The following is a 21,450-nucleotide window of genomic DNA, read 5'->3' as shown; positions in this document are numbered from 1 at the left end:
TGGGCGGTGGCCTCAGCGCGCAGCAGGCCGGCCTGCTGACCCTGGGCTATGCGATCGCGATCATCGCCTTCATCCGCGTGGGCGAGAAGCTGCTGCAGCGCTTCGGGCCGCGCCGGCCGATGGTGTGGGGCTGCATGATCACCGCGCTGGCCATCGCGCTGCTGATGCCCACCCAGGTGATGCTGGACACCTACCGCCTGCTGGCCATCGTCGGCTACACCCTGTTCGGCCTGGGGCTGGCGTTCTATGCCACGCCCTCCACCGACGCGGCGCTGTCCAGCCTGCCGATGGCCCAGTCCGGCTCCGGCGCGGGCATCTACAAGATGGCGTCCTCGCTGGGCGCGGCGCTGGGTGTGGCGATCTCGGGCGCGATCTTCACCGCGCTCGGCCCGTCGGGCAGTGGCGCGCAGTGGCTGGAAGGCGTGATCACTTTCCAGGGGCGCACCGACAATCTGGCCATCCGCGAGGCGGCGATGGTCGCGCTGGGCTTCAACCTGCTGATGGTGGTGGCGGCGATCGCCTCGATCCTGTTGACGATCCCGGCGGGCAAGCGGGAGCAGTAAGCCGCGCAGGGCCGCGATGGTGACCCACCGCGCTGGATCATCCTGCCGGCGGCGGGCGGGACAACAAAAAACCGGCTCGCGGCCGGTTTCATGCAACAACTTGATTTCATTGGTCGGGGAGACAGGATTCGAACCTGCGACCTCTACGTCCCGAACGTAGCGCTCTACCAGACTGAGCTACACCCCGACAGCTGAGCCGCGCATTTTAGGGACATGTCCTCGCCTCGGCAAGTCCCTTTGACGCATTCCGTGCCGTTATGCCGTTTCCGACCTTCGGCGCGGCGGCCGCGCCCGCTAAACTAGCGGTTTTCCGCGCCATCGGAGCCCCACCGTGATCAAGCCACGCACCCCCACCGGGGTCATGGAGCTGCTGCCGCGCGACCAGATCGCGTTCCAGCGGATGCTCGACACCATCCGCCAGACCTTCGAGCGCTTCGGCTTCCTGCCGGTGGAAACGCCGGTGATGGAACTGTCGGAGGTGCTGCTGACCAAGTCCGGCGGCGAAACCGAGCGGCAGGTGTACTTCGTCCAATCGACCGGCGCGCTTGAAAAAGTGTCCGATGGCCTGCCGGAGCTGGCGCTGCGCTTCGACCTCACCGTGCCGCTGGCGCGCTACGTGGCCGAGCACGAGCACGACCTCGCGTTCCCGTTCCGGCGCTACCAGATGCAGCGCGTGTACCGCGGCGAACGCGCCCAGCGCGGGCGCTTCCGCGAGTTCTACCAGTGCGACATCGACGTGATCGGCAAGGATGCGCTGTCGCCTCGCTTCGACGCCGAGATCCCGGCGGTGATCGCGGCGGTGTTCGAGCGCCTGGCGATCGGCGAGTTCACCATCCAGTTCAACCATCGCAAGCTGCTGCGCGGCTATTTCGAAGGTCTGGGCATCGAAGGCGAGGCGCAACTGCTGGTGCTGCGCGAGCTGGACAAGCTGGACAAGCGCGGCGCGGACGCCGTGCGCGAAACCCTGGCGGGCGAGGGCTTCGGGCTGGCCGGCGAGGTCATCGACAAGTTGATGGCGTTCTCGCAGGTGCGCTCGCAGGGCCATGCCGACGCGCTGGCCAAGCTCGACGCGCTGGGCGCGGGTACGCCGCTGTTCGACGAAGGCCGCGAGGAACTGCGCACCATCCTCGACCAGCTCAAGGCGCTGGGCGTGGCGGAGTCGCGCTACGCGCTGAACCTGTCGATCGCGCGCGGGCTGGATTACTACACCGGCATCGTCTACGAGACCACCCTCGACGCCTATCCGCAGATCGGCTCGATCTGCTCCGGCGGCCGCTACGAGAACCTGGCCGGCCACTACACCAAATCGAAGCTGCCGGGCGTGGGCATTTCCATCGGCCTGACCCGGCTGTTCTACCAGCTGCAGGACGCCGGCCTGGTGGGCACCGCCGACAGTTCGGTCGACGTGCTGGTGGCGCTGCTGGATGACGCCGGGCTTGCGCATGCTCTGGCGCTGTCGCAGCGGCTGCGCGCGGCAGGACTGAATGTCGAAACCCAGCTGGAGCCGCGCAAGCTGGCCAAGCAGTTCCAGTACGCCGACAAGGCCGGGATCCGCTTCGTGGTGATGCGCGGCGAGGACGAGGCCGCGCGCGGCGTGGTCACAGTCAAGGACCTGCGTCGCGGCGAACAGTTCGAGGTGGCGGAGGCCGAGCTGGCCGCGGCCCTGCTGGTGGAACGCGAGCAGCTGCGCAGCGCGGCGGGGAAAGCGTGATGGATGATGTGGCGAAGGCTGCGGTGAAGTTGGATGGCGTGTCGCTGACCCGCGCGCAGCTGGTGCAGGTGGCGCGCGGCGCGCAGGTGACGCTGGATGCGCAGGCGCTGGAGCGGGTGGCGCACGCCGCCGAGTTCCTGCTGCAGCAGGTGGCGAAGCAGGAGCCGATCTACGGTATTTCCACCGGCTTCGGCAGCAACGCCGACAAGCTGCTCGGGAGCCACCGTCTGCGCGATGAACTGCCGGGCGCGGCCCGGTCTGGCCAGCCGCCGCATATCGAACTGCAGCGCAACCTGATCGTCACCCACGCGGTCTGCGTGGGCGAGCCGTTTGCGCCGGACGTGGTGCGGGCAATGCTGTGCATCCGCATCAATACCCTGCTGCGTGGCCATTCCGGCATCCGCGTGCAGACGCTGCAGGCGCTGGCCGCGATGCTCAATGCCGGCATCGTGCCGGTGGTGCCGCAGCTGGGCTCGGTGGGCGCTTCGGGTGATCTTGCGCCGCTGTCGCACCTGGCCATCGTGCTGCTGGGCGGCGGCGAAGCCTTCGTCGATGGCCAGCGCATGCCGGGCGCCGATGCGCTGGCGCGCAAGGGCCTGCAGCCGGTCGAGCTGTCCTACAAGGAAGGCCTGGCGCTGAACAACGGCACTGCGCAGATGCTGGCCACCGGCGTGCTGGCGGTCCAGCTGCTGGAAGACCTGCTGGACACCGCAGATCTGGCCGCGGCGATGACCATCGACGCTTTCGCCGGCCGCCTCGGCGCGTTCGCGCCGGAGGTGCACGCGCTGCGCCCGCATCCGGGGCAGGTGCAGACAGCCGCCAACCTGCTGCGCCTGCTGGACGGCTCCACTCTGTCGGACATCGCCTACCACCTGGTGCCGAAGTTCCGCCAATGGCAGCCGGGCAGCTGGGACAGCCCGTCGCTGCAAGCGCTGGGCTTCGACATCGGTTGGGACTGGGTGGGCTTCGCCCAGCGCCACGGCCGCGAGAAGTTCTACCAGCGTTTCCTGCCGTTCCGCGGCGGCAAGAAGCACCAGCCGCAGGACAGCTATTCGCTGCGCTGCATCCCGCAGGTGCACGGCGCGGTGCGCGATGCGCTGGAACAGGCCAAGCGGGTGCTGGAAGTCGAACTCAATTCGGTGACCGACAACCCGCTGGTGTTCCCGGACAAGACCGGCGCGGCGTTCGTGGAAGAGCAGGTGATCTCCGCCGGCCACTTCCACGGCATGCCGCTGGCGCTGGCGATGAGCTACCTGAAGGCGGCGATCCCGGTGCTGGCCTCGATCAGCGAGCGCCGCCTCAACAAACTGGTCGATCCCGCCACCAATGACGGTTTGCCGCCGTTCCTGATCGGCAACGAGGATGGCACCGAGTCCGGCCACATGATCGTGCAGTACACCGCCGCGGCCATCGTCAACGACCTCGCCAGCCGCGCGATGCCGGCCTCGGTGTATTCCATCCCGACCTCTGCCAACGCGGAAGACCACGTATCGATGGGTGCCAACGAGGCACGCCACGTGCTGGCGATGGCGCAGGACCTGGGGAAGGTGCTGGGGCTGGAGCTGTTCACCGCCGCTCAGGCGTTGGACCTGCGCCGCGACATGATCAACGCCGCCCGCGAACTGGCCCGCCGCGCCGATGCTGCCGGTTTCGCGGCAAAGGTCGGCGGCGGCCCGCTGCCCGATGCTGCCGAGCGTACGGGCTTCCTCGATGAAGTCGATGCGCTGCGCGAACAACTCGCGCGTTCCGGCGAATACCAGCCGGGCAGGGCGGTCGCCATCGCCCACGCCGCGATCCGCGCTCGTATTCCCTACTTGGACCGCGACCGCGCGCTGGATGGCGAAGTGGCCACTGCCGTGGCGATGGTGGCGGACGGGAGCATTCTCGCGGCGGTGCGCGCGGGCTGACAGTTCTAAGGTGGCTTCAGTGGGCGCCGGCTTCCAGCAAACCGGCGCGCCTGAGCAACGCAATCAGCCTGTCGCGGAATTCGGGGTCGCCGCTGCGCCAGCCGTGCGTGCTGTCGATCAACTTGCCGCCTTGGATGATGGCGAAGGTCGGCATGTTCCACTTCGGGATCACCGCCCATTCGCTGCGATCATGGATCGCCAGCATTGGCGTCTGCGGATGGCTGCGGTTCCAGTCCTGCAGGGCATCCAACTGCTCGTTGCCGGGTGGTAACGACAGCCAGTGCGCGTGTCGTGCGAATACCGGGCCAAGCACGGGATCGCTGCTGATGTCGTTGGCGGCATCGGCCGAAAAGTGACAGCCCGCTGCCACGATGACCTGCAATGGTTCAAGGTTGACGCCAATCCGCGTCAGCGTGTTGCCATCGGCGCTGAAACGCCATGCGCTGGGCAGGCTGGGGTTTGTGTCGACGATGGATTTCGGAACCGATGGAAGCCCAGCGTCTGGATGTTGGGCGGCCAACGCTCGGGCAGCATCGAAGCGTCCTGCGCCCAGCAGCGCATTGAACAGACGCGATCTGGCCCGGTTGTCCGCCAAACCGCGGCGCTCCATCTCGCCAAGGACGCGGTGCGCTGAGGCAATGATGTCAGTGTCATTGCTGTAGAAGATCGCGGTTTCCGCAGCGCCCCAATGTTGCTTCAGGTCGGCATCGCCGTGATGGCGCAGTTCTTCCGCACTGTCGATGTCGCCGAAGTTCCTCGCATAGCTGCGCTGGATTTTTGCCGCGAAGATCAGATCGTCCGGGCGCGGCGATTGCTGCGCCTCGGCTTCGACCCGATTTGCCCGCTGGTTAATGTCATCGTCGGCGGCGAGCGCAGGCAGGGTGAGCATCAGGGCCGACAGGCCTGACAAGGCCAGAATCATGAACTTGCGCATCGAAATGAGCATAGATCTGGTGAGGGGCCTTGCCAATGTCGAGTCGTTGAATTAATGTATTAGCGTGCTATTACATTGATCTGGCGTGCCGTCAGAACTCGATCCACCGTGGCCCATCCCGTTACCGCCCCAGAGTCCCGATGAAACAACGCCCAGAACCCTTGCCCAAGTACGACGCCGCGGTCGCCATCGATGCGTTGGCCGCGGTGCTGGCCAAGCTGGACAGCGCGGAGGAAGTCCGTGCCTTTCTGGATGACCTGTGCACGCCGGCGGAGCTGGAGGCCATGGGCGATCGCTGGCGGGTGGTGCCTCAGCTGCTGCAGGGCGTGCCGTATCGCGAAATCCATGAGCGCACCAAGGTCAGCGTGACCACCATCGGCCGCGTGGCGCGCTGTCTCGAGCGCGGTGCCGGCGGCTACCAGGTCGCAGCCAAACGGCTGGGCCTGGCCAACACTTCTTCCTGAGTCCACACGATGACCACTGCAACAGCAACCACCGGGCGCGACCGCCTGCGCATCGCCATCCAGAAAAACGGCCGTCTCAGCGAACCTGCGCGCGCACTGCTGGCGTCCGCCGGCCTGAGTTGGCGCGAAAGCCGCGACAAGCTGTTCTGCTACGGCGAGTCACTGCCGGTAGACCTGCTGCTGGTGCGCGACGACGACATTCCCGGCCTGATTGCCGACGGCGTTTGCGACTTGGGCGCCGTCGGCCGCAACGTGCTGCTGGAGCAGGCCGCTGAACGCGCCGAGGCCGGCAAGCCGGCGGTGTTCCGCGAGTGGCGCGCGCTGGGTTTCGGCGGTTGCCGCCTGTCGATTGCGGTGCCGGAAGGCTGGGACTGGCAGGGCCCGGCGCAGCTTGCCGGCAAGCGCATCGCCACCACCTATCCCAACCAGCTGCGCGCGTGGCTGCGCGCGCAACAGGTCGACGCCGACATCGTAGTGCTCAACGGCTCGGTGGAGATCGCACCGCGGCTGGGCCAGGCCGACCTGATCTGCGACCTGGTCTCCAGCGGCGCCACCCTGGCCGCCAACCAGCTCAAGCCGGTGCTCGACATCCTGCGCAGCGAGGCGGTGCTGGCCGGTCCAGTGGCGCCGTTCGGTGATGTGCGCGCGGAGCTGGCCGACCTGCTGCTGCGGCGCATGGACGGCGTGCTGCGCATTCGCGACAGCAAGCTGCTGCTGTTCCAGACCCCGCGCGAGGCGCTGCCGCAGGTGCTGCAGCTGCTGCCCGATGCCGAACCGCCAACCATGTGCGCGGTGGACGGCAGCGAGACGCTGGCGCTGCAGGCGCTTTGCCACGGCGCGATGACTTGGCAACGGCTGGAAGACCTCAAGCGCGCCGGCGCGCGCGGGCTGATGGTGCTGCCGGTGGAGCGGATGCTGGCATGAAGCGGATCGACTGGAATGCGCTGGGCGCGGATGAGCGCGCCGCGGTGCTGCGGCGTCCGGTGCAGGCGGTGTCGGACACGCTGCGCGCGGGCGTGCGGGCGATCTTCGAAGCGGTGGTCGCGCGCGGCGATGAGGCGCTGCGCGACTACACCGCGCAGTTCGACGGCGTCTCTCTCGATGATTTCGAAGTCGGCGCGGAGGAGTTGGAAGCCGCCGCCGCGCAGGTGCCGGCCGCCGTGCAGGCCGCGATCCTGGAGGCGGCAGCGCGGATCGAAGCTTTCCACCGCGCCGGCATCACGCAGCCTTATGAAGTGGAAACCGCGCCCGGCCTGCTATGCCAGCGCGTGCAGCGCCCGATCAATCGCGTCGGCCTGTATGTACCGGCAGGTAGTGCCCCGCTGCCGTCGACCGCACTGATGCTGTGCATCCCGGCGCGGTTGGCGGGCTGCGGCGAGATCATCCTGTGCACACCGCCGCGTGCGGACGGCAGCGCCGATCCCGCCGTGCTGCTGGCGGCGCGGCAGGCGCCAGGCCTGCGGGTGTTCAAGCTCGGCGGCGCGCAGGCGATTGCGGCGATGGCCCTGGGCACGGCCAGCGTGCCGCGCTGCGACAAGCTGTTCGGTCCCGGCAACGCCTGGGTGGACGAGGCCAAGCGGCAGACCGCCCAGCTGTCGGGCGGGTTGGCCATCGACATGCCGGCCGGGCCGTCCGAGGTGCTGGTCATCGCCGATGCCGGCGCCAACGCCACGTTCGTTGCCGCAGATCTGCTGTCGCAGGCCGAGCATGGCCCGGATTCGCAGGTGCTGCTGCTGACCGACAGCGCGGCGCTGCTGGACAGGGTGGCGGTGGAGGTCGATGTGCAACTGGCGCGGCTGCCGCGCGCCGACATCGCCCGGCGTGCGCTGGAAGCCTCGCGGTTGGTGCTGGTACGCGATATCGGGCAGGCCATCGCCATCAGCGATGCCTACGCACCGGAACACCTGATCCTTGCGCTGCGCCAGCCGCGCGAATGGCTGCCCCACGTCCACAACGCCGGCAGCATCTTCCTCGGCGACTGGACGCCGGAAGCCCTGGGCGACTATTGCAGCGGCAGCAACCACGTGCTGCCCACTGGTGGCGCCGCGCGGGCGTGGAGCGGGCTGTCCGTGGCGAGTTTCCAGAAAGCCATCACCGTGCAGGAAGCCAGCCGCGCCGGGATAGCCAGTGCGGGACCCTGCGCCGCCACGCTGGCGCATGCGGAAGGCCTGCAGGCGCATGCGAGGGCGGTGGAGTTGCGACTGGAGCAGGCCGCATGAGCGCGACCGTGAATGCACTGCTGCGCGAGGACCTGCGCGATTTCGCTGGCTACAAGTCCGCGCGCAGCGAAGCGCTGGCCGGCTCGGTCTGGCTCAATGCCAACGAATCCGCCTGGGCCAACGGCAGCGATGCCGACGGCCGCCTGCGCCGTTATCCGCAGCCGCAGCCGGAAGCGCTGTGCGCGCGGCTGGCGGCGTTGTACGACGTGGCACCGGCGCAGCTGCTGGTCGGGCGCGGCAGCGACGAGGGCATCGACCTGCTGCTGCGTGCTTTCTGCATGCCGGGCCGCGGTGCAATTGTCACCGCGCCGCCGGTGTTCGGGATGTATGCGGTGTGCGCCCGCCTGCACGGGGCGAAGATCGTCGAAGTGCCGCTGCGCGAGGCCGAAGCCGGCCTGTGCGCGGACCTGCCGGCGATGGGCGATGCCGCGTTGGCTGGCGGCGCCTCGCTGTTGTTCCTGTGCTCGCCGGGCAACCCTTCCGGCGAGTTGCTGGAACTGGGCGCCATCGCGGCGCTTGCGCAGCGCCTGCGCGGACGCTGCCTGGTGGTCGTGGACGAGGCCTACATCGAATATTCCGATACACCCTCAGCGACCCGCCAGCTGGAGCAGCACGACAATATCGCCGTGCTGCGCACGCTGTCGAAAGCGCATGCGCTGGCGGCCGCGCGGGTGGGATGCGTGCTCGGCAACCCGCAGCTGATCGCGGCGCTGCGTCGCGTGCAGGCGCCGTATCCGCTGCCGCAGCCCGTCGTCGATGCGGCGCTGGCGGCGTTGGCGCCGTCGGCGCTGGCGCTGACCCGCAGCCGCATGGCAGCGGTGCGCGAGGCGCGCATGCGGCTTGCCGACGGCCTGCGCATGCTGCCGCAGGTGCGCCGCGTCTATCCTTCTGCCGGCAATTTCCTGCTGGTGCGCTTCGCCGACGCGGACGCCGCGTTCGCCGCGCTGCTTTCGGCCGGCGTGGTGGTGCGCGACATGCGTGCGATGGCGCAGCTGGGCGATGCGCTGCGCATCACCGTTGGCAGCATGGAGGAATGCCGACGCGTGCTGGCCGCGCTGGAAACTTTGCGCATGGAGGCGGCGGCATGAGCCTGCAGCCGATCCTGTTCGTGGACCGCGACGGCACCCTGATCGAGGAGCCCGCCGACTTCCAGATCGATGCGTTCGAGAAGCTGCGCTTCGTCAAGGGCGTGATCCCCGCGCTGTTGAAGCTGCGCGAGGCCGGCTACCAGTTCGTGATCGTCAGCAACCAGGACGGGCTGGGCAGCGAGGCGTATCCGCGCGCTTCGTTCGACGGCCCGCACGCGCTGATGCGCCAGGTGTTCGAAAGCCAGGGGATCGTGTTTCGCGATGAACTGATCGACTGCAGCGTGCCCGCCGACAACAGCCCGAACCGCAAGCCCGGCCTCGGCATGATGACGGCCCTGCTGCAGGACCGGAACATCGACTGGGCGCGCAGCGCGATGGTCGGCGACCGCCAGACGGACCTCCAGTTCGCCGACAACCTGAAGATCCGCGGCTTCCAGCTTGCCACCGCGCAGTTTGGTGGCGACTGGGACTGGGCCGGGATTGCGCATGCGCTTGCCGATGCACCGCGCCAGGCGACGGTCGTGCGCAACACCAAGGAGACCAAGGTCCGCGTGGAAGTGGATCTGGACCGCGTGGCCGAGCCACAGGTCGCCACCGGGTTGGCGTTCTTCGACCACATGCTGGAACAGATCGGCAAGCACGGCGGCTTCGACCTGCGCATCCGCTGCGAAGGCGACCTGCACATCGACGAGCATCACACGGTCGAGGACACCGCGCTGGCGCTCGGGCAGGCGCTGCGCGAAGCGCTGGGCGACAAGCGCGGCATCGGCCGCTATGGCTTCACCCTGCCGATGGACGAATGCCTGGCCAGTGCCGCGCTGGACTTTTCCGGGCGGCCATACCTGGTGTTCGAGGGTGCGCTGCGCCGCGAGCGCGTGGGTGACCTGCCCACCGAACTGGTGCCGCATTTCTTCCGCTCGCTCTGCGATGCCGCGGGCTTGAACTTGCACCTGAAGGTGCAAGGCGAGAATGATCACCACCAGATCGAGGCCTGCTTCAAGGCGCTGGCGCGGGCACTGCGACAAGCCATCAGGCGTGAAGGCGCCGAGCTGCCTTCGACCAAGGGCATGCTGTGATGGACATCGCCGTCATCGATGCGGGCGGGGCCAATTTCGGCTCTGTCTGCTACGCGCTGGAACGGCTGGGCGCAAGCCCGCGCATCGTGCGCGACGCCGACGGCCTCGCAGGCGCGCCGCGCGTGCTGCTGCCGGGCGTGGGTGCAGCCGGGCCGGCGATGGCGCTGCTGCGCGAGCGCGGGTTCGCCGAGGTGCTGCCGGCGCTGCCGGTGCCGCTGCTTGGCATCTGCCTGGGCATGCAGCTGCTGTTCGAGTCTTCCGAGGAAGGTGGCGTGGACTGCCTTGGCCTGCTGTCCGGACGGGTGCGAAAACTCGTCGGCGGGCCGGGCCTGCGGGTGCCGCACATGGGCTGGAACACGCTCGAGCAAGTCGCCGCATCGCCGCTTCTCGACGGCATCGACAGCAAAGCGCGCGCCTATTTCGTACATGGCTATGCCGCGCCCGTCACCGGAGATTGCATCGCCGCCTGCCGCCACGGCGAACGCTTCGCTGCGGTGGTGGCGCGTGGACGCGTGGCCGGTGCGCAGTTCCACCCCGAACGCTCCTCCGCCACCGGCGCGCGGTTGCTGGCCAATTTCCTGCAATGGAACCCGACATGAGTTTCACCGTCTATCCCGCCATCGACGTGCGCGACGGGCGCGTGGTGCGGCTGCGCCAGGGCGATTACGCCGACGAGACGCGCTACGGCGACGACCCGCTGGCGTTCGCCGTGCGCCATGCGCAGGCCGGCGCGAGCTGGCTGCACCTGGTCGATCTGGACGCGGCCAGGGCGGGCGGCTACACCCTGCAGCCGCTGCTGCGCGCGATCGTGGCGCAGACCGGGCTGCGGGTGCAGACCGGCGGCGGGGTACGCTCGCGCGAAGACGTGACGGCGCTGCTGGATTCCGGCGCCGCGCGGGTGGTGATCGGTTCGCTGGCGGTGCGCGAACCCGGCACCGTGGCCGGCTGGTTGGAGGAGTTCGGCGGCGACCGCGTCACCATCGCACTTGATGCGCGGCAGGACGATGCCGGCATCTGGCGTTTGCCGGTGCATGGTTGGACCCAGATGGCGGGCGAAACCCTTGACGCGATGCTTTCGTGCCATGTCGACGCCGGCCTGGTGCATCTGCTCTGCACCGACATCGCCCGCGACGGCATGCTGGCCGGCCCGAATATCGACCTCTATCGCCGCCTGTGCGAACGCCACCCGGACCTGCACGTGCAGGCCAGTGGTGGTATCCGCGACGTGGCCGATGTTCGCGCCGCGCGCGAAGCCGGCTGCGCCGGCGCAGTGCTGGGCAAGGCATTGCTTGAAGGCCGCCTCGACCTGCGCGAGGCGCTGGCATGCTGAGCCGCCGCATCATCCCGTGCCTGGACGTGCGCGACGGCCGCGTGGTCAAGGGCGTGCGCTTCCGCGACCACATCGACATGGGCGACATCGTCGAACTGGCGCTGCGTTACCGCGATGCTGGCGCCGACGAACTTGTGTTCTACGACATCACCGCCAGCCCCGAAGGGCGCAGCGTGGCGCGCGACTGGGTGGAACGGGTGGCCCGCCTCATCGACATCCCGTTCTGCGTGGCCGGTGGCATCCGCAGCGTCGAGGACGCGCGCGCGGTGCTGCGCGCCGGCGCCGACAAGATTTCCGTCAACACGCCGGCGCTGGAGCGGCCTGCGCTGATTGCCGAGCTGGCCGATGCCTTCGGCGTGCAGTGCGTGGTGGTGGGCATCGATTCGGTGCGCGAGGACGACGGGCAGTGGCGGGTGCGCAGCCATACCGGCAGCCCGGATGCGATGCGCGCGCCGGGCCGCCTGACGCTGGACTGGATCGTCGAGGCGCAGAAGATCGGCGCCGGCGAGATCGTCCTGAACTGCATGGGCAGCGACGGCGTGCGCGCCGGTTACGACATCGAGCAACTGCGGGCAGCACGCGCCGTGTGCCACGTGCCGCTGGTGGCGTCGGGCGGCGCCGGCGCCATGCCGCATTTCGCCGCCGCCTTCATCGAGGCCGACGTGGACGCCGCGCTGGCGGCCAGCGTGTTCCATTCCGGTGCGATTGCAATCCCGGAACTCAAGCAATTCCTGCGCGGGCAGGGCATCGAGGTGCGGCTGTGAACCTTGCAATGATCGACATCGATACGCTGGCCTGGGACAAGCAGGGCGGCCTGCTGCCGGCCATCGTGCAGGACGCCGCCACGCTGCGCGTGCTGATGCTGGGCTACATGAACCGGGAGGCGCTCGGCGTCACGCAGGCGAGCGGCAGGGTGACTTTCTACAGCCGCAGCAAGGGCCGGCTGTGGACCAAGGGCGAGTCGTCCGGCCATGTGCTGGAACTTGTATCCATCGAGGCCGACTGCGATGCCGACACCCTGCTGGTGCAGGCGCATCCGCACGGCCCGACCTGCCACCTGCAGCGCGCCAGCTGCTTCCCGGCCGCACCCGCGGACGGATTGGCCGAACTCGATGCGCTGATCGCCCAGCGCGAGCGCGAGCGCCCGCAGGGCAGCTACACCACCAAGCTGTTCGAGGATGGCGTCCGCCGCATTGCCCAGAAGGTGGGCGAGGAAGGCGTGGAAACCGCGCTGGCGGCGGTGGCGCAGGACGAGGCCGCGCTGCTGGGTGAAGCCGCCGACCTGCTGTACCACCTCACGGTGCTGCTGCGCGCGCGCGGGCTGTCACTGCAGGATGCCCGGCAGGTGTTGCAGGCAAGACGCGGCTGACCGGCGCGCCGCACCGTTGGCTCAGGCGGTGGTGAGCGAATGCCGCACGCAGTTGCGGCCGTCGTCCTTGGCGCGGTACAGGGCCTCGTCGGCGATGCGGATGATTTCCTCCGCGCTGCTGACACGATCGCTGGACACCGTGTGGATGCCGATGCTCACGCTCAGGCGGATGGCCAGCGCTTCATGGCGCACGGGATCCTGCTGGATGCGCAGGCGGATCGCCTCGGCCACCTGCAGCGCGTCCTGGGCATCGCGGCAGCTCAGCGCCACCACGAATTCCTCGCCGCCGAAGCGGGCCACCAGCCCGCCGCGCTGGGCCGCGACCTCCTCGATACGGCGCGCCGCCTCGACCAGGCAGCTGTCGCCCGCCGGATGGCCGTGGCTGTCGTTGATCCGCTTGAAGAGGTCCAGATCCAGCAACAGCAGGGCAATCTGGCGGCCGCTGCCCTTGCGCGATTCCAGCATCTGCGCGAATTCTTCGCGGAAATGGCGGCGGTTATAGGTACCGGTCAGCGGATCGCGGCGGCTGTATTCCTGCAGCTTGACGTTGGCCTCGCCGAGCTTGGCCATGGTCGTGCGCAACTCGCGGGTGCGGTCGATCAGGCCGCGCTCCAGCTTTTCGTTGGTTTCCTGCACGATGCGGATGTTCTCCTCGCGCAGGCTGGCATAGCGCTTGCCCAGCGCCAGCGACAGCAGCAACAGTTCCAGCGCGGAACCGATCTGGACGCCGTTCTGGGTCCAGAAGTTCTGCGGCAGCACGCCGAAGGCGAGCAGGGTGAACGCCGCCGTGCCGCTGAGGAACAGCGACCAGGCCAGCAGGAACAGCCGCGCCGGCTGGTAGCCGCGGCGCAGCATCACCACGGTGGCGATGATGATCCAGGCCACGCCCAGCAGGACCGCACGCGAGGCGATCGGGGTGGCGATGCTGTACGACAGCCAGGTCGCCGCCACCCCCAGCATGGCGAAGAACGCCACCACGCCCAGGCAGACCTTGTCGCCGACCGGCCAGCGCGTGCGCAGATCCAGGAAGCTGCGCGCGAACAGCTGCATGCCGATCAGGGCCAGGCAGATCGACAGCGGGATCGAGGCGTCGGCCAGCCAGGCGGAAGTGGGCCACAGGTATTCGAAGCCGTAGCCGTTGAGGGTGAACAGGACCAACCCGAACGCGCCGGTATGCAGCAGGTACCAGAAATAACTGGCATCGCGCAGCATCAGCCACAGCACCAGGTTGTAGCAGAGCAGCGCCAGCACGATGCCGTAGTACAGGCCGTTGGAGAACTGCGCGTCGCGCAGCACCTCGGCGAATGCCTTCGGCGTGTACAGCGCCAGCGGCACCTGCATCGAACTTTCGCTCTGCACCCGCAGCAGCAATTCCATCCGCTGGCCGGCCGGCAGGTCGAGGCGGAAATTGGGGTGGCGATAGCGGATGAAGCGGTCGGCAAACGGTACGTGGTCGCCGCCGGCGCTGTGCTCGACGTGGCCGTCGGGGTTGCGCAGGTACAGGTCGAGCTTGTCGCTCAGCGCGTATTCCTGCACCAGGATCCACAGCGGCTCGTCGCGCTGCAGGTTTTCCACAGGCAGGTGGAACCAGTAGGCGCCGGTCTGGAAGCCGAAGGCCGGGTTGCCGCCGGGCAGTGGCGAAAACCCGTCCGCATGCGCGCGGGCGAACGCCTGTTCCGGCGTGGCAGTGGCGGAGGTGTCGTGCCAGTAACGCACCGTGCCAGCCAGCGGAAAGCTGGATTCGCCGGCGCCCAGGCGCAGGGTCGGTTCGGTTGCCGCCGCCGGCAGCACGCACAGGCAGGCAGCCAGCATCAACAGCCAGCTGGCCAGCCGACGTGCTCCATGCATGCGCAGCGCATATCCCGTCCCCATGGCGGGGATTCTAGTGCAGGCCGGGTTCGCCGCGCATAATCCGTGGATGCACAAGCGTCTTCTCCTCATCCTGCTGTTTCCGCTGCTGTTTCCCTATGCCGCGCAGGCGTCCACCGACCCGGCGGCCTGCGTGCCGGTCAGCGTGGAGGCACCGCTGCCGCTGCCCCATGCCGACCGCGCCGGTGTGCCCGGCTGCGTCGCCTATCGGCGCGCGCCGCGCAGCCTGACCGGCGAATCCGCGCAGGTGCTGGTATTCGGCGATCCGCAGGTGAAGTTCGATGACGACGTGGACTACTTCCGGCGCGACATCGTGCAGCCGCTGCAGGGCCGCCACCTGGCGCGGCTGGGCGTGACCCTGGGCGATCTGGTCGACGATGTGCCGGCACTGCTGCCGGCGGTGAAGCAGGTCACCGAATCGCTGGGCGTGCCGTGGCTGTATGCCCCCGGCAACCATGACGTGGATCCGGGCGCGACCAGCGACGAGACGTCGCTGCGCCTGTTCCACCAGAGGATCGGCCCCGACACCTTTGCCCGCCAGACCGCGCTGGCCAATCTCGTCGTGTTGGACGACGTGATCTATCGGCCCGGCCAGAAGCCGGCCTATATCGGCGGCTTCCGCGAAGACCAGTTCGCCTTCCTCGAACGCTGGCTGCCGACCCTGCCGCGCGACCGCCTGCTGGTGCTGGCGATGCACATCCCGCTGTTCGAGGACGCCGCCAAGGACAGCTTCCGCGACGCCGACCGCCATCGCCTGTTCGCGCTGCTGGCGCCGTTCCCGCATGTGCTGGTGTTGAGCGCACACAACCACAGCCAGCGTCATTACTACCATGCCGCCGCGGACGGCTGGACGGGGGTGAAGCCGCTGCACGAATTCAACCTCGGCGCGGCCTGCGGTTCGTACTGGGCCGGGGCCAGGGATGCCGACGGCATTCCCGACGCCACCATGTCCGACGGCACGCCCAATGGCTATGCGCTGCTGACGGTGAACGCGGGCGGCGACTACGCGCTGGCCTGGCACGCGGCCCGCGATGCCGCGGACAGCCAGATCGGCCTGCACGCGCCCAAGGCGCTGCGGCGCGGCGCCTATCCGGCCTGGGGCGTGTTCGCCAACGTCTACATGGGCGATGACGACACCCGCGTCGAGTTCCGCGTCGATGGCGGCGAGTGGCTGCCGATGAAGAAAGTGCTGCAGCCGGATCCGCGATTGATGGCTGAGAACCGGCGCGACGACGAAGCAATTGCGCTGCGAGGCTACGACCGCTCGCCGGAAGCCGAGGTATCCGCGCACCTGTGGCGCGCCGCGCTGCCGACCAAGCTCGCTGCGGGCGAACATCGCATCGACGTGCGCGCCTTCGACCGCTGGCGCGGCGAAGTGACCGCCAGCACCAGCTATTCGCTGCTGGAGTACCAGCCCCCGCAGCCGCATCAGGTGCTTCAATCCCGACCCTGACTTGTCCTGCGCGCGGTCGCCGGTTCGCTGGCAGCAGGGTCTTGCGCTGATCGCGCGGTTCGACCCGCGCAGCAGTCGCGGGTCACGACGGCTTGCGTGCGTTGTCAGTGCGCGGGTTTGCGTACGCTCAGCCACGCGCCAAGCAGCAGCAGCGCGATGGCGGTGGCCTGCGAGGCGTGCGGCTGCGCCTGCCCGGCGATGACCAGCAACAGGGTGGACAGCAGCGGCGCGAGGTAGGAGAGGCTGCCGAGCAGGGCGATGTCGCCGCGCTTGGTGCCGATGTCCCACAGCAGGAACGCCGCGCCCACCGGGCCGACGCCCATGCCCAACAGCGCCAGCCACTGGCCCGGCTCGGGCTGGACGGTGGTCTCGAATGCCGCGTGCGCCGCCGCGCCAAGCACGGCCACCAGCACGCAGGGCAGGGCGATGGCCACGCTGGGGACATCAGCGTGGCGACGGTTGAGCACCGAATACGCCGCCCAGATGACCGCAGCGCCCAGTGCCGCGGCGTAGCCGGGCAGGTAATCGGCGCGGATGTCGATGCTGCTGCCGCGGGTGACCAGCACCACCGCCGCCGCCAGCCCCAGCAGGGTGCCGAGCCACTGCCCGCCGCGCACGCGCACGCCGGGCAGGAAGCCCGCGAACAGCACGATCAGCAGCGGCCACAGGTAGTTCAGCAGGTTGGCTTCCAGCGCCGGCGCGCGCTTGAGCGCGATGAAATAAAGCGCGTGGTAGCCGAACAGGGCGGTGGTGGTCAGCGCCAGTGCCGCCGGCGGCTGCCGCAGCGCGCGCCAGCCGGCCCTGCCGCGCGTGGCAGCGTGGGCAAGCCCCAGCAGGCCGGCAACGCCGAAGCCGGTGGCCAGCACCTGGAACGGCGGCAGCCCGGCGGTCAGCGTGGTCAGCAGCGCCAGCGATGCCCACAGCAGGATCGCCAGCAATCCGCAGCCGGTGGCGCGGCGATCGGGCGCCTGCGGGTTCAAGCAGCGGCGTCGATGTCGGCGAACGATTCCGCTCGGGCGTGCCCGTTGGCGGCATCGCCGGTGCGCGGCTGCGGGTAGTCCTCGCGACGGTCCAGCAGCACGGTGCGCAGCCCAGCCTCGCGCGCGGCGTCGAGCTCGGCGACCACGTCGGACAGGAACAGGATGTCGCCCGGCGCGTTTCCGAGCCGCCCGGCGATGACGCGGTAGCTTGCGGCTTCGCGCTTGCCGCCCACTTCGGTATCGAAGAAGCCGCAGAACAGCGCGGTCAGGTCGCCGGCATCGGTATGCGCGAACAGCAGCTTCTGCGCCGCCACCGAGCCGGACGAATACACCGCCAGCGAGTGCCCGGCCGCATGCCAGGCGCGCAGCGCCGGCGCGACGTCGGGGTACAGCGGTGCGGTGAAATCGCCGTCCTTGTAGCCGGCCTCCCAGACCATGCCCTGCAGCGCCTTCAGCGCGGTGTGCTTGCGGTCCTCGTCGATCCAGCCCTGCAGGGTTTCCACGATCACCGCGTCCTGGCAGGCGCTGGCGGAAATTTCCACCGCCACCGCGTCCAGCCAGCATCGCACCTCCGGTTGCTGCCCGTGTTCGCGGACGAAGGCGGGCAGCCTGGCCCGTGCATAGGGGAACAGCACGTCCTTGACGAAGGAAATCGAGGACGTGGTGCCCTCGATGTCGGTGAGGATGGTGGTCAAAGCGCCGATCCCGCTTCAAGGCGCGGGAACCGCTGCGCGATGTCGCTGCCGGTGAAATGGCCCACCCAGCCGTCCGGCTCGGTGAAGAAGCGGATGGCGACGAAGCTGGGCTCGGGCCCCATGTCGAACCAGTGGGTGGCGCCGTCCGGCACCGAGATCAGGTCGCCGGCCTCGCACAGCACTTCGTACACCTTCTCGCCGACATGCAGCGAGAACAGCCCGCTGCCGGCGACGAAGAAACGCACTTCGTCCTCCTTGTGCGCGTGCTCGTCGAGGAACTTGGCACGCATCGCCTCGCGGTTGGGGTTGTCCGGCGCGATGCTGACCACGTCGACGCTGCGGAAGCCGCGTTCGGCCACCAGCCGGTCGATGTCGGCCCGGTACGCGGCCATGATCGTTTCCGGCGCGTCGCCCGGCTGCACCGGCTGCGTGGCCTGCCACTGTTCGAAGGCAACGCCGATCTTCGCCAATTCGGCGGCGATGTCGGCATGTCCATGGGTGGCCAGCAGCGGCGCCTGCGGGGCGTCGTGGTCGAACATGCGCAAACGGCTCATGTCAGGCTCCCGCGCCGCGCAGGCGGCGCATTTCCAGCTCGCAGCCGAGCAGGAATTCGAATGCGTCCAGGTGGCGGCGTGCCTCGCTGATGTCGCGGCCCCAGGCGTACAGGCCGTGGCCGGCGATCAGGTAGCCCCAGGTGTTGGGCTGGGTCAGCACCGCATCGACGCTGGCGATCAGCTGGCCCATGTCCTGCGAGTTCGGCACCACCGGCAGGTCGAGCTCGGCTTCGTGGGTGGTGTGGCCGCGCAGGGCCTTGAACAGTTCGTAGCCGCGCAGGCGCACGCGGCCTTCGTCGGCGTGCAGCAGGCCGGCGATGGTCTGGGTGGGCGAGTGGGTGTGCAGCACCGCGCCCACGTCCGGGAAGCGGCGGTACAGGTGGGTGTGCAGGGCGGCTTCCGCGGACGGCCGGTGGTGGGTGGCCACCGGGTCGTTGGCCATGTTGACCACCATGATGTCGGCTTCGGTCAGGCGGCCCTTGTCCTTGCCGGAAATGGTGATGGCCGCGTGCTCGGCGTCCATGCGGATGGAGAAATTTCCGGCGGTGGCCGGGGTCCAGCCCTTGGCGGCCAGCTCGCGGGTATGGCTGATGATCTGGGCGGCGCAGCCGGCGTACAGGTTGTGGTCGAAGGCGGGGGCGTTCATACGCGCAGTTTAGGGCTTGGCTGCGGACGGGTCATCACGTTGCTTGCCGGATTTAAGGCATGCATCACGCGGGCGCGGCAGCCCGCAAGTCGCTCCCCGATACTCGCTTGGTTGCGGGCTGCCGCGCCCGCGTGATGCTGCGAGGTTCGCGCGCGCGTGAAAGAACGAGTTGTTCTTCCTCGCAATGACGAAGCGTCACGCCCTTATCGCTGCTGGCCATAGGTGCTGAACTTTTCCAGCACCCGCGCCATCTCGTCCGGTGGCAGGTCGCGGGTATGGCCCAGCATGCGCGCCAGCAGGTACTGGCGGGCCAGGTTCTCCACTTCTTCCGCCAGCGCATAGGCCTCGGACAGGGTCTTGCCGGTGGTGACCTGGCCGTGGTTCGCCATCAGGCAGGCGCGCAGGCCGCCGTCCAGCGCACGCAGGACGTTGGCGGACAGCTGGCCGGTGCCGAAGGTGGCGTAGTCGGCGCAGGGGATGCGATCGCCGCCGGCCACCGCGACCATGTAATGGAACGCCGGAATCCCTTCGCCCAGACAGGCCAGCGCGGTGGCATGGGTGGAGTGCACGTGCACCACCGCGTTCATCTCCGGGAACGCATGCAGGATGTCGCAGTGGAAGCGCCATTCGCTGGACGGGAGCAGCTGCCCGGGCGGGCAGGTGCCGTCGGCTTGCAGATAGACGATGTCCTCCGGCAGCAGGCGGTCATAGGCGCGGCCGGTGGGGGTGATCAGCAGCCCTTCGCGCCAGCGGATGCTGGCATTGCCGGACTTGTTCAGCGACAGCCCGCTGGCGTTCATCGCGCGGCAGTGGTCGATCAGCGACTGCCGGGCGGCGCGCTCGTGGTCGTGCAGGATGTGCGAATTCGACATCCGCAAAGGATAACGGCAAGCCATAACGAAAAACCCGGCCGGAGCCGGGTTTTTCGCGGTGCATGGGCCTGCGATCAGGCCTGCGGACCCTCGTGGAACTTGGGCTCGGCGTCCATCGTGTTGCCACCTTCCGGGCCGGTGATGCCGCGGGCCAGGTCGCTATGACGGTAGCCGTACAGGGCGTACACGATCAGCCCGATCACCGCCCAGCCAAAGAACAGGCCGATGGTGTAGATCGATAGGTTCAGGAACAGCAGCAGGCAGCCGACGATGGCCAGCGGGCAGACCACCCAGGCCATTGGGGTGCGGAACGGACGGTGCCGGTTCGGCTCGCGCTTGCGCAGGATCAGCACGCCCAGCGACACCGCCATGAAGGCGAACAGGGTGCCGGAGTTGGAGATGTCGGCCAGGATGCCAACCGGGAACATCGCCGCGAACAGCGCCACGAATACGCCGGTGACCATGGTCACCACGTGCGGGGTGCGGAACTTCGGATGCACCCGCGACAGCGCTTCCGGCAGCAGGCCGTCGCGCGACATGGTGAAGAAGATGCGGGTCTGGCCGTAGATCATCATCAGCACCACCGACGGCAGCGCCAGCGCGGCGGCCAGGCCGATCGCGTTGCCCCAGCCGGCGAAGCCCATCACCTTCAGCACGTGGGCCAGCGGTTCCTTGCTGCACACCAGCGCGTCGGAGCCGGCGCAGGCGGCGGCCATCTGCGGGGTGCCCGGGTGGAAGGCCACGCCGGCGGCGTCCAGCATCGGCTGCGAACCGATCGCGCCGACCGCGCCGTAGCCCACCAGCATGTAGAAGACGGTGCAGACCAGCAGCGAGCCGATCAGGCCGATCGGGATGTTGCGGTTCGGGTTCTTGGTTTCCTCGGCCGCGGTCGAGACCGCATCGAAGCCGACGTAGGCGAAGAAGATCGACGCCGCCGCGCCCAGCACGCCGATGCCGCCCAGCGGGCTGCCCCAACCGGTGGGGAAGAACGGCTGGAAGTTGCTGTCCTTGGCCGCCGGCACCGCGATGATGACGAATGCGGTCAGCGCGACCACCTTGATCAGCACCAGCACCGCATTGACCTTGGCGGACTTGGAGGTGCCCAGCACCAGCAGGCCGGTGATCACCAGCGAGATGGTGAAGGCCAGCAGGTTGAACGCGCCGCCATCCATCGGGCCGGTCTTGAGCGCCATCGGCAGCTCTATCCCGGCGCTGGACAGCAGGCCGTTCATGTAGCCGGACCAGCCCACCGCCACCGCGCCTGCGGCCACCGCGTATTCCAGCACCAGCGCCCAGCCCACGGTCCAGGCGATCGCCTCGCCCATTACCGCGTAGGTGTAGGTGTAGGCGGAGCCGGCCACCGGCACCATCGAGGCCAGTTCGGAATAGGCCAGCGCGGCCAGCGCGCACACCACCGCCGCGATCACGAACGCCAGCATCATCGCCGGGCCGGCCTTCTGCCCCGCTTCCGCAGTCAGCACGAAAATGCCGGTGCCGATGATGGCGCCGATGCCGAGCAGGGTGAGCTGGAAGGCGCCTAGCTGGCGCGTGAGTGCTTTCTTTTCCGCTGTCTCGAGGATCTTGTCGAGCGGCTTGACTCGCTGGAACAGCATCAGGTGACTCCCCCGGTTCTTGTTGTGGTCGGCCGCCTGCAGGCATGCCGCAAGGCGCCGACCTTAAACGTTCATGGGCGTCGCGCACAAGCGCCGGCGGTCACGAC

General features: G+C 68.7%; 21 protein-coding genes and 1 tRNA gene. 13 read left to right on the top strand and 9 right to left on the bottom strand.

Going from position 1 to position 21,450, the window contains the following annotated elements; all coding sequences use genetic code 11:
* The coding region (locus G582_RS0100970) for an MFS transporter (protein ID WP_028838241.1) at window positions 1-563 on the top strand (563 nt) is incomplete at its 5' end.
* A 110-nt stretch (window positions 564-673) separates the two neighbouring features.
* Here G582_RS0100970 and G582_RS0100965 read toward each other — a convergent pair.
* Window positions 674-750 (bottom strand) — tRNA-Pro (locus tag G582_RS0100965).
* A gap of 144 nt (window positions 751-894) precedes the next feature.
* Between G582_RS0100965 and hisS the strand changes: the two genes are divergently transcribed.
* Both hisS and G582_RS0100955 read left to right on the top strand, forming a co-directional pair.
* Window positions 895-2,274: a histidine--tRNA ligase gene (gene hisS / locus G582_RS0100960; RefSeq protein ID WP_028838240.1), complete on the top strand. Its 1,380-nt coding sequence runs from the start codon at window positions 895-897 to the stop codon at window positions 2,272-2,274.
* Window positions 2,274-4,181 carry an HAL/PAL/TAL family ammonia-lyase gene (locus G582_RS0100955; RefSeq protein WP_028838239.1) on the top strand — a complete coding sequence of 636 codons (1,908 nt, stop codon included), beginning with the start codon at window positions 2,274-2,276 and terminating at the stop codon, window positions 4,179-4,181. The genes hisS and G582_RS0100955 overlap by 1 nt, the downstream gene beginning before the upstream one ends.
* Before the next feature lie 16 nt (window positions 4,182-4,197).
* On the opposite strand, the gene G582_RS17020 is transcribed toward G582_RS0100955, so the two are convergent.
* Window positions 4,198-5,115, bottom strand: coding sequence for a hypothetical protein (locus G582_RS17020; RefSeq protein WP_156880176.1), 918 nt, complete (start codon window positions 5,113-5,115; stop codon window positions 4,198-4,200).
* Window positions 5,116-5,255: 140 nt separating this feature from the next.
* Between G582_RS17020 and G582_RS0100945 the strand changes: the two genes are divergently transcribed.
* Genes G582_RS0100945 through hisIE form a run of 9 tightly spaced genes read left to right on the top strand, consistent with a single transcriptional unit; the run spans window position 5,256 to window position 12,661 of the window.
* The gene (locus G582_RS0100945) at window positions 5,256-5,579 is read left to right on the top strand and encodes a YerC/YecD family TrpR-related protein (RefSeq protein WP_028838237.1); all 324 of its coding nucleotides are present in this window, start codon (window positions 5,256-5,258) and stop codon (window positions 5,577-5,579) included.
* A 9-nt stretch (window positions 5,580-5,588) separates the two neighbouring features.
* Window positions 5,589-6,503 carry an ATP phosphoribosyltransferase gene (hisG, locus tag G582_RS0100940; protein WP_028838236.1) on the top strand — a complete coding sequence of 305 codons (915 nt, stop codon included), beginning with the start codon at window positions 5,589-5,591 and terminating at the stop codon, window positions 6,501-6,503.
* Window positions 6,500-7,798, top strand: a complete 1,299-nt coding sequence (gene hisD, locus G582_RS0100935) for a histidinol dehydrogenase (protein WP_028838235.1) — start codon at window positions 6,500-6,502, stop codon at window positions 7,796-7,798. The genes hisG and hisD overlap by 4 nt, the downstream gene beginning before the upstream one ends.
* A complete protein-coding gene (gene hisC / locus G582_RS0100930) occupies window positions 7,795-8,886 on the top strand; it encodes a histidinol-phosphate transaminase (RefSeq protein ID WP_028838234.1) in 1,092 nt (363 codons plus the stop codon). The genes hisD and hisC overlap by 4 nt, the downstream gene beginning before the upstream one ends.
* A 2-nt stretch (window positions 8,887-8,888) precedes the next feature.
* Complete coding sequence (gene hisB / locus G582_RS0100925; protein ID WP_028838233.1) at window positions 8,889-9,962, top strand: bifunctional histidinol-phosphatase/imidazoleglycerol-phosphate dehydratase HisB; 1,074 nt, start codon at window positions 8,889-8,891, stop codon at window positions 9,960-9,962.
* Entirely contained in the window at window positions 9,959-10,561 is a 603-nt protein-coding gene (gene hisH, locus G582_RS0100920) for an imidazole glycerol phosphate synthase subunit HisH (RefSeq protein ID WP_028838232.1), read from the top strand. The genes hisB and hisH overlap by 4 nt, the downstream gene beginning before the upstream one ends.
* Window positions 10,558-11,292 carry a 1-(5-phosphoribosyl)-5-[(5-phosphoribosylamino)methylideneamino]imidazole-4-carboxamide isomerase gene (gene hisA, locus G582_RS0100915; protein WP_028838231.1) on the top strand — a complete coding sequence of 245 codons (735 nt, stop codon included), beginning with the start codon at window positions 10,558-10,560 and terminating at the stop codon, window positions 11,290-11,292. The genes hisH and hisA overlap by 4 nt, the downstream gene beginning before the upstream one ends.
* Window positions 11,286-12,056, top strand: a complete 771-nt coding sequence (gene hisF, locus G582_RS0100910) for an imidazole glycerol phosphate synthase subunit HisF (protein WP_028838230.1) — start codon at window positions 11,286-11,288, stop codon at window positions 12,054-12,056. Before hisA ends, hisF begins: the two co-directional genes overlap by 7 nt.
* 8 nt (window positions 12,057-12,064) lie before the next feature.
* Window positions 12,065-12,661 carry a bifunctional phosphoribosyl-AMP cyclohydrolase/phosphoribosyl-ATP diphosphatase HisIE gene (gene hisIE / locus G582_RS0100905; RefSeq protein ID WP_028838229.1) on the top strand — a complete coding sequence of 199 codons (597 nt, stop codon included), beginning with the start codon at window positions 12,065-12,067 and terminating at the stop codon, window positions 12,659-12,661.
* Between the two features lie 21 nt (window positions 12,662-12,682).
* Here hisIE and G582_RS0100900 read toward each other — a convergent pair whose 3' ends face one another.
* Entirely contained in the window at window positions 12,683-14,533 is a 1,851-nt protein-coding gene (locus G582_RS0100900; protein WP_028838228.1) for a sensor domain-containing diguanylate cyclase, read from the bottom strand.
* A 46-nt stretch (window positions 14,534-14,579) separates the two neighbouring features.
* Here G582_RS0100900 and G582_RS14955 point away from each other — a divergent pair, with 46 nt between their 5' ends.
* Complete coding sequence (locus G582_RS14955) at window positions 14,580-15,983, top strand: calcineurin-like phosphoesterase C-terminal domain-containing protein (RefSeq protein ID WP_051246383.1); 1,404 nt, start codon at window positions 14,580-14,582, stop codon at window positions 15,981-15,983.
* Window positions 15,984-16,087: 104 nt separating this feature from the next.
* Here the strand turns inward: G582_RS14955 and yddG are convergent, their stop codons facing one another.
* The 6 genes from yddG to G582_RS14950 all read right to left on the bottom strand — a co-directional run bounded on the left by yddG (window position 16,088) and on the right by G582_RS14950 (window position 21,343).
* Window positions 16,088-16,963, bottom strand: a complete 876-nt coding sequence (gene yddG, locus G582_RS0100890; RefSeq protein ID WP_028838227.1) for an aromatic amino acid exporter YddG — start codon at window positions 16,961-16,963, stop codon at window positions 16,088-16,090.
* Complete coding sequence (gene mtnC / locus G582_RS0100885; protein WP_211219264.1) at window positions 16,960-17,658, bottom strand: acireductone synthase; 699 nt, start codon at window positions 17,656-17,658, stop codon at window positions 16,960-16,962. Before mtnC ends, yddG begins: the two co-directional genes overlap by 4 nt.
* Window positions 17,655-18,212: a 1,2-dihydroxy-3-keto-5-methylthiopentene dioxygenase gene (locus tag G582_RS0100880; RefSeq protein WP_028838225.1), complete on the bottom strand. Its 558-nt coding sequence runs from the start codon at window positions 18,210-18,212 to the stop codon at window positions 17,655-17,657. The genes mtnC and G582_RS0100880 overlap by 4 nt, the downstream gene beginning before the upstream one ends.
* Before the next feature lies 1 nt (window position 18,213).
* Window positions 18,214-18,858, bottom strand: a complete 645-nt coding sequence (locus G582_RS0100875; protein ID WP_028838224.1) for a methylthioribulose 1-phosphate dehydratase — start codon at window positions 18,856-18,858, stop codon at window positions 18,214-18,216.
* 203 nt (window positions 18,859-19,061) lie between these two features.
* A complete protein-coding gene (locus tag G582_RS0100870) occupies window positions 19,062-19,730 on the bottom strand; it encodes a class II aldolase/adducin family protein (RefSeq protein ID WP_038052292.1) in 669 nt (222 codons plus the stop codon).
* 74 nt (window positions 19,731-19,804) lie between these two features.
* Window positions 19,805-21,343: an amino acid permease gene (locus G582_RS14950; RefSeq protein WP_038052289.1), complete on the bottom strand. Its 1,539-nt coding sequence runs from the start codon at window positions 21,341-21,343 to the stop codon at window positions 19,805-19,807.
* Window positions 21,344-21,450 lie beyond the last annotated feature (107 nt).

It is taken from the genome of Thermomonas fusca DSM 15424, assembly GCF_000423885.1.
Taxonomy (GTDB): Bacteria; Pseudomonadota; Gammaproteobacteria; order Xanthomonadales; family Xanthomonadaceae; genus Thermomonas; species Thermomonas fusca.
This window is presented reverse-complemented; position numbering and strand designations above follow the sequence as displayed.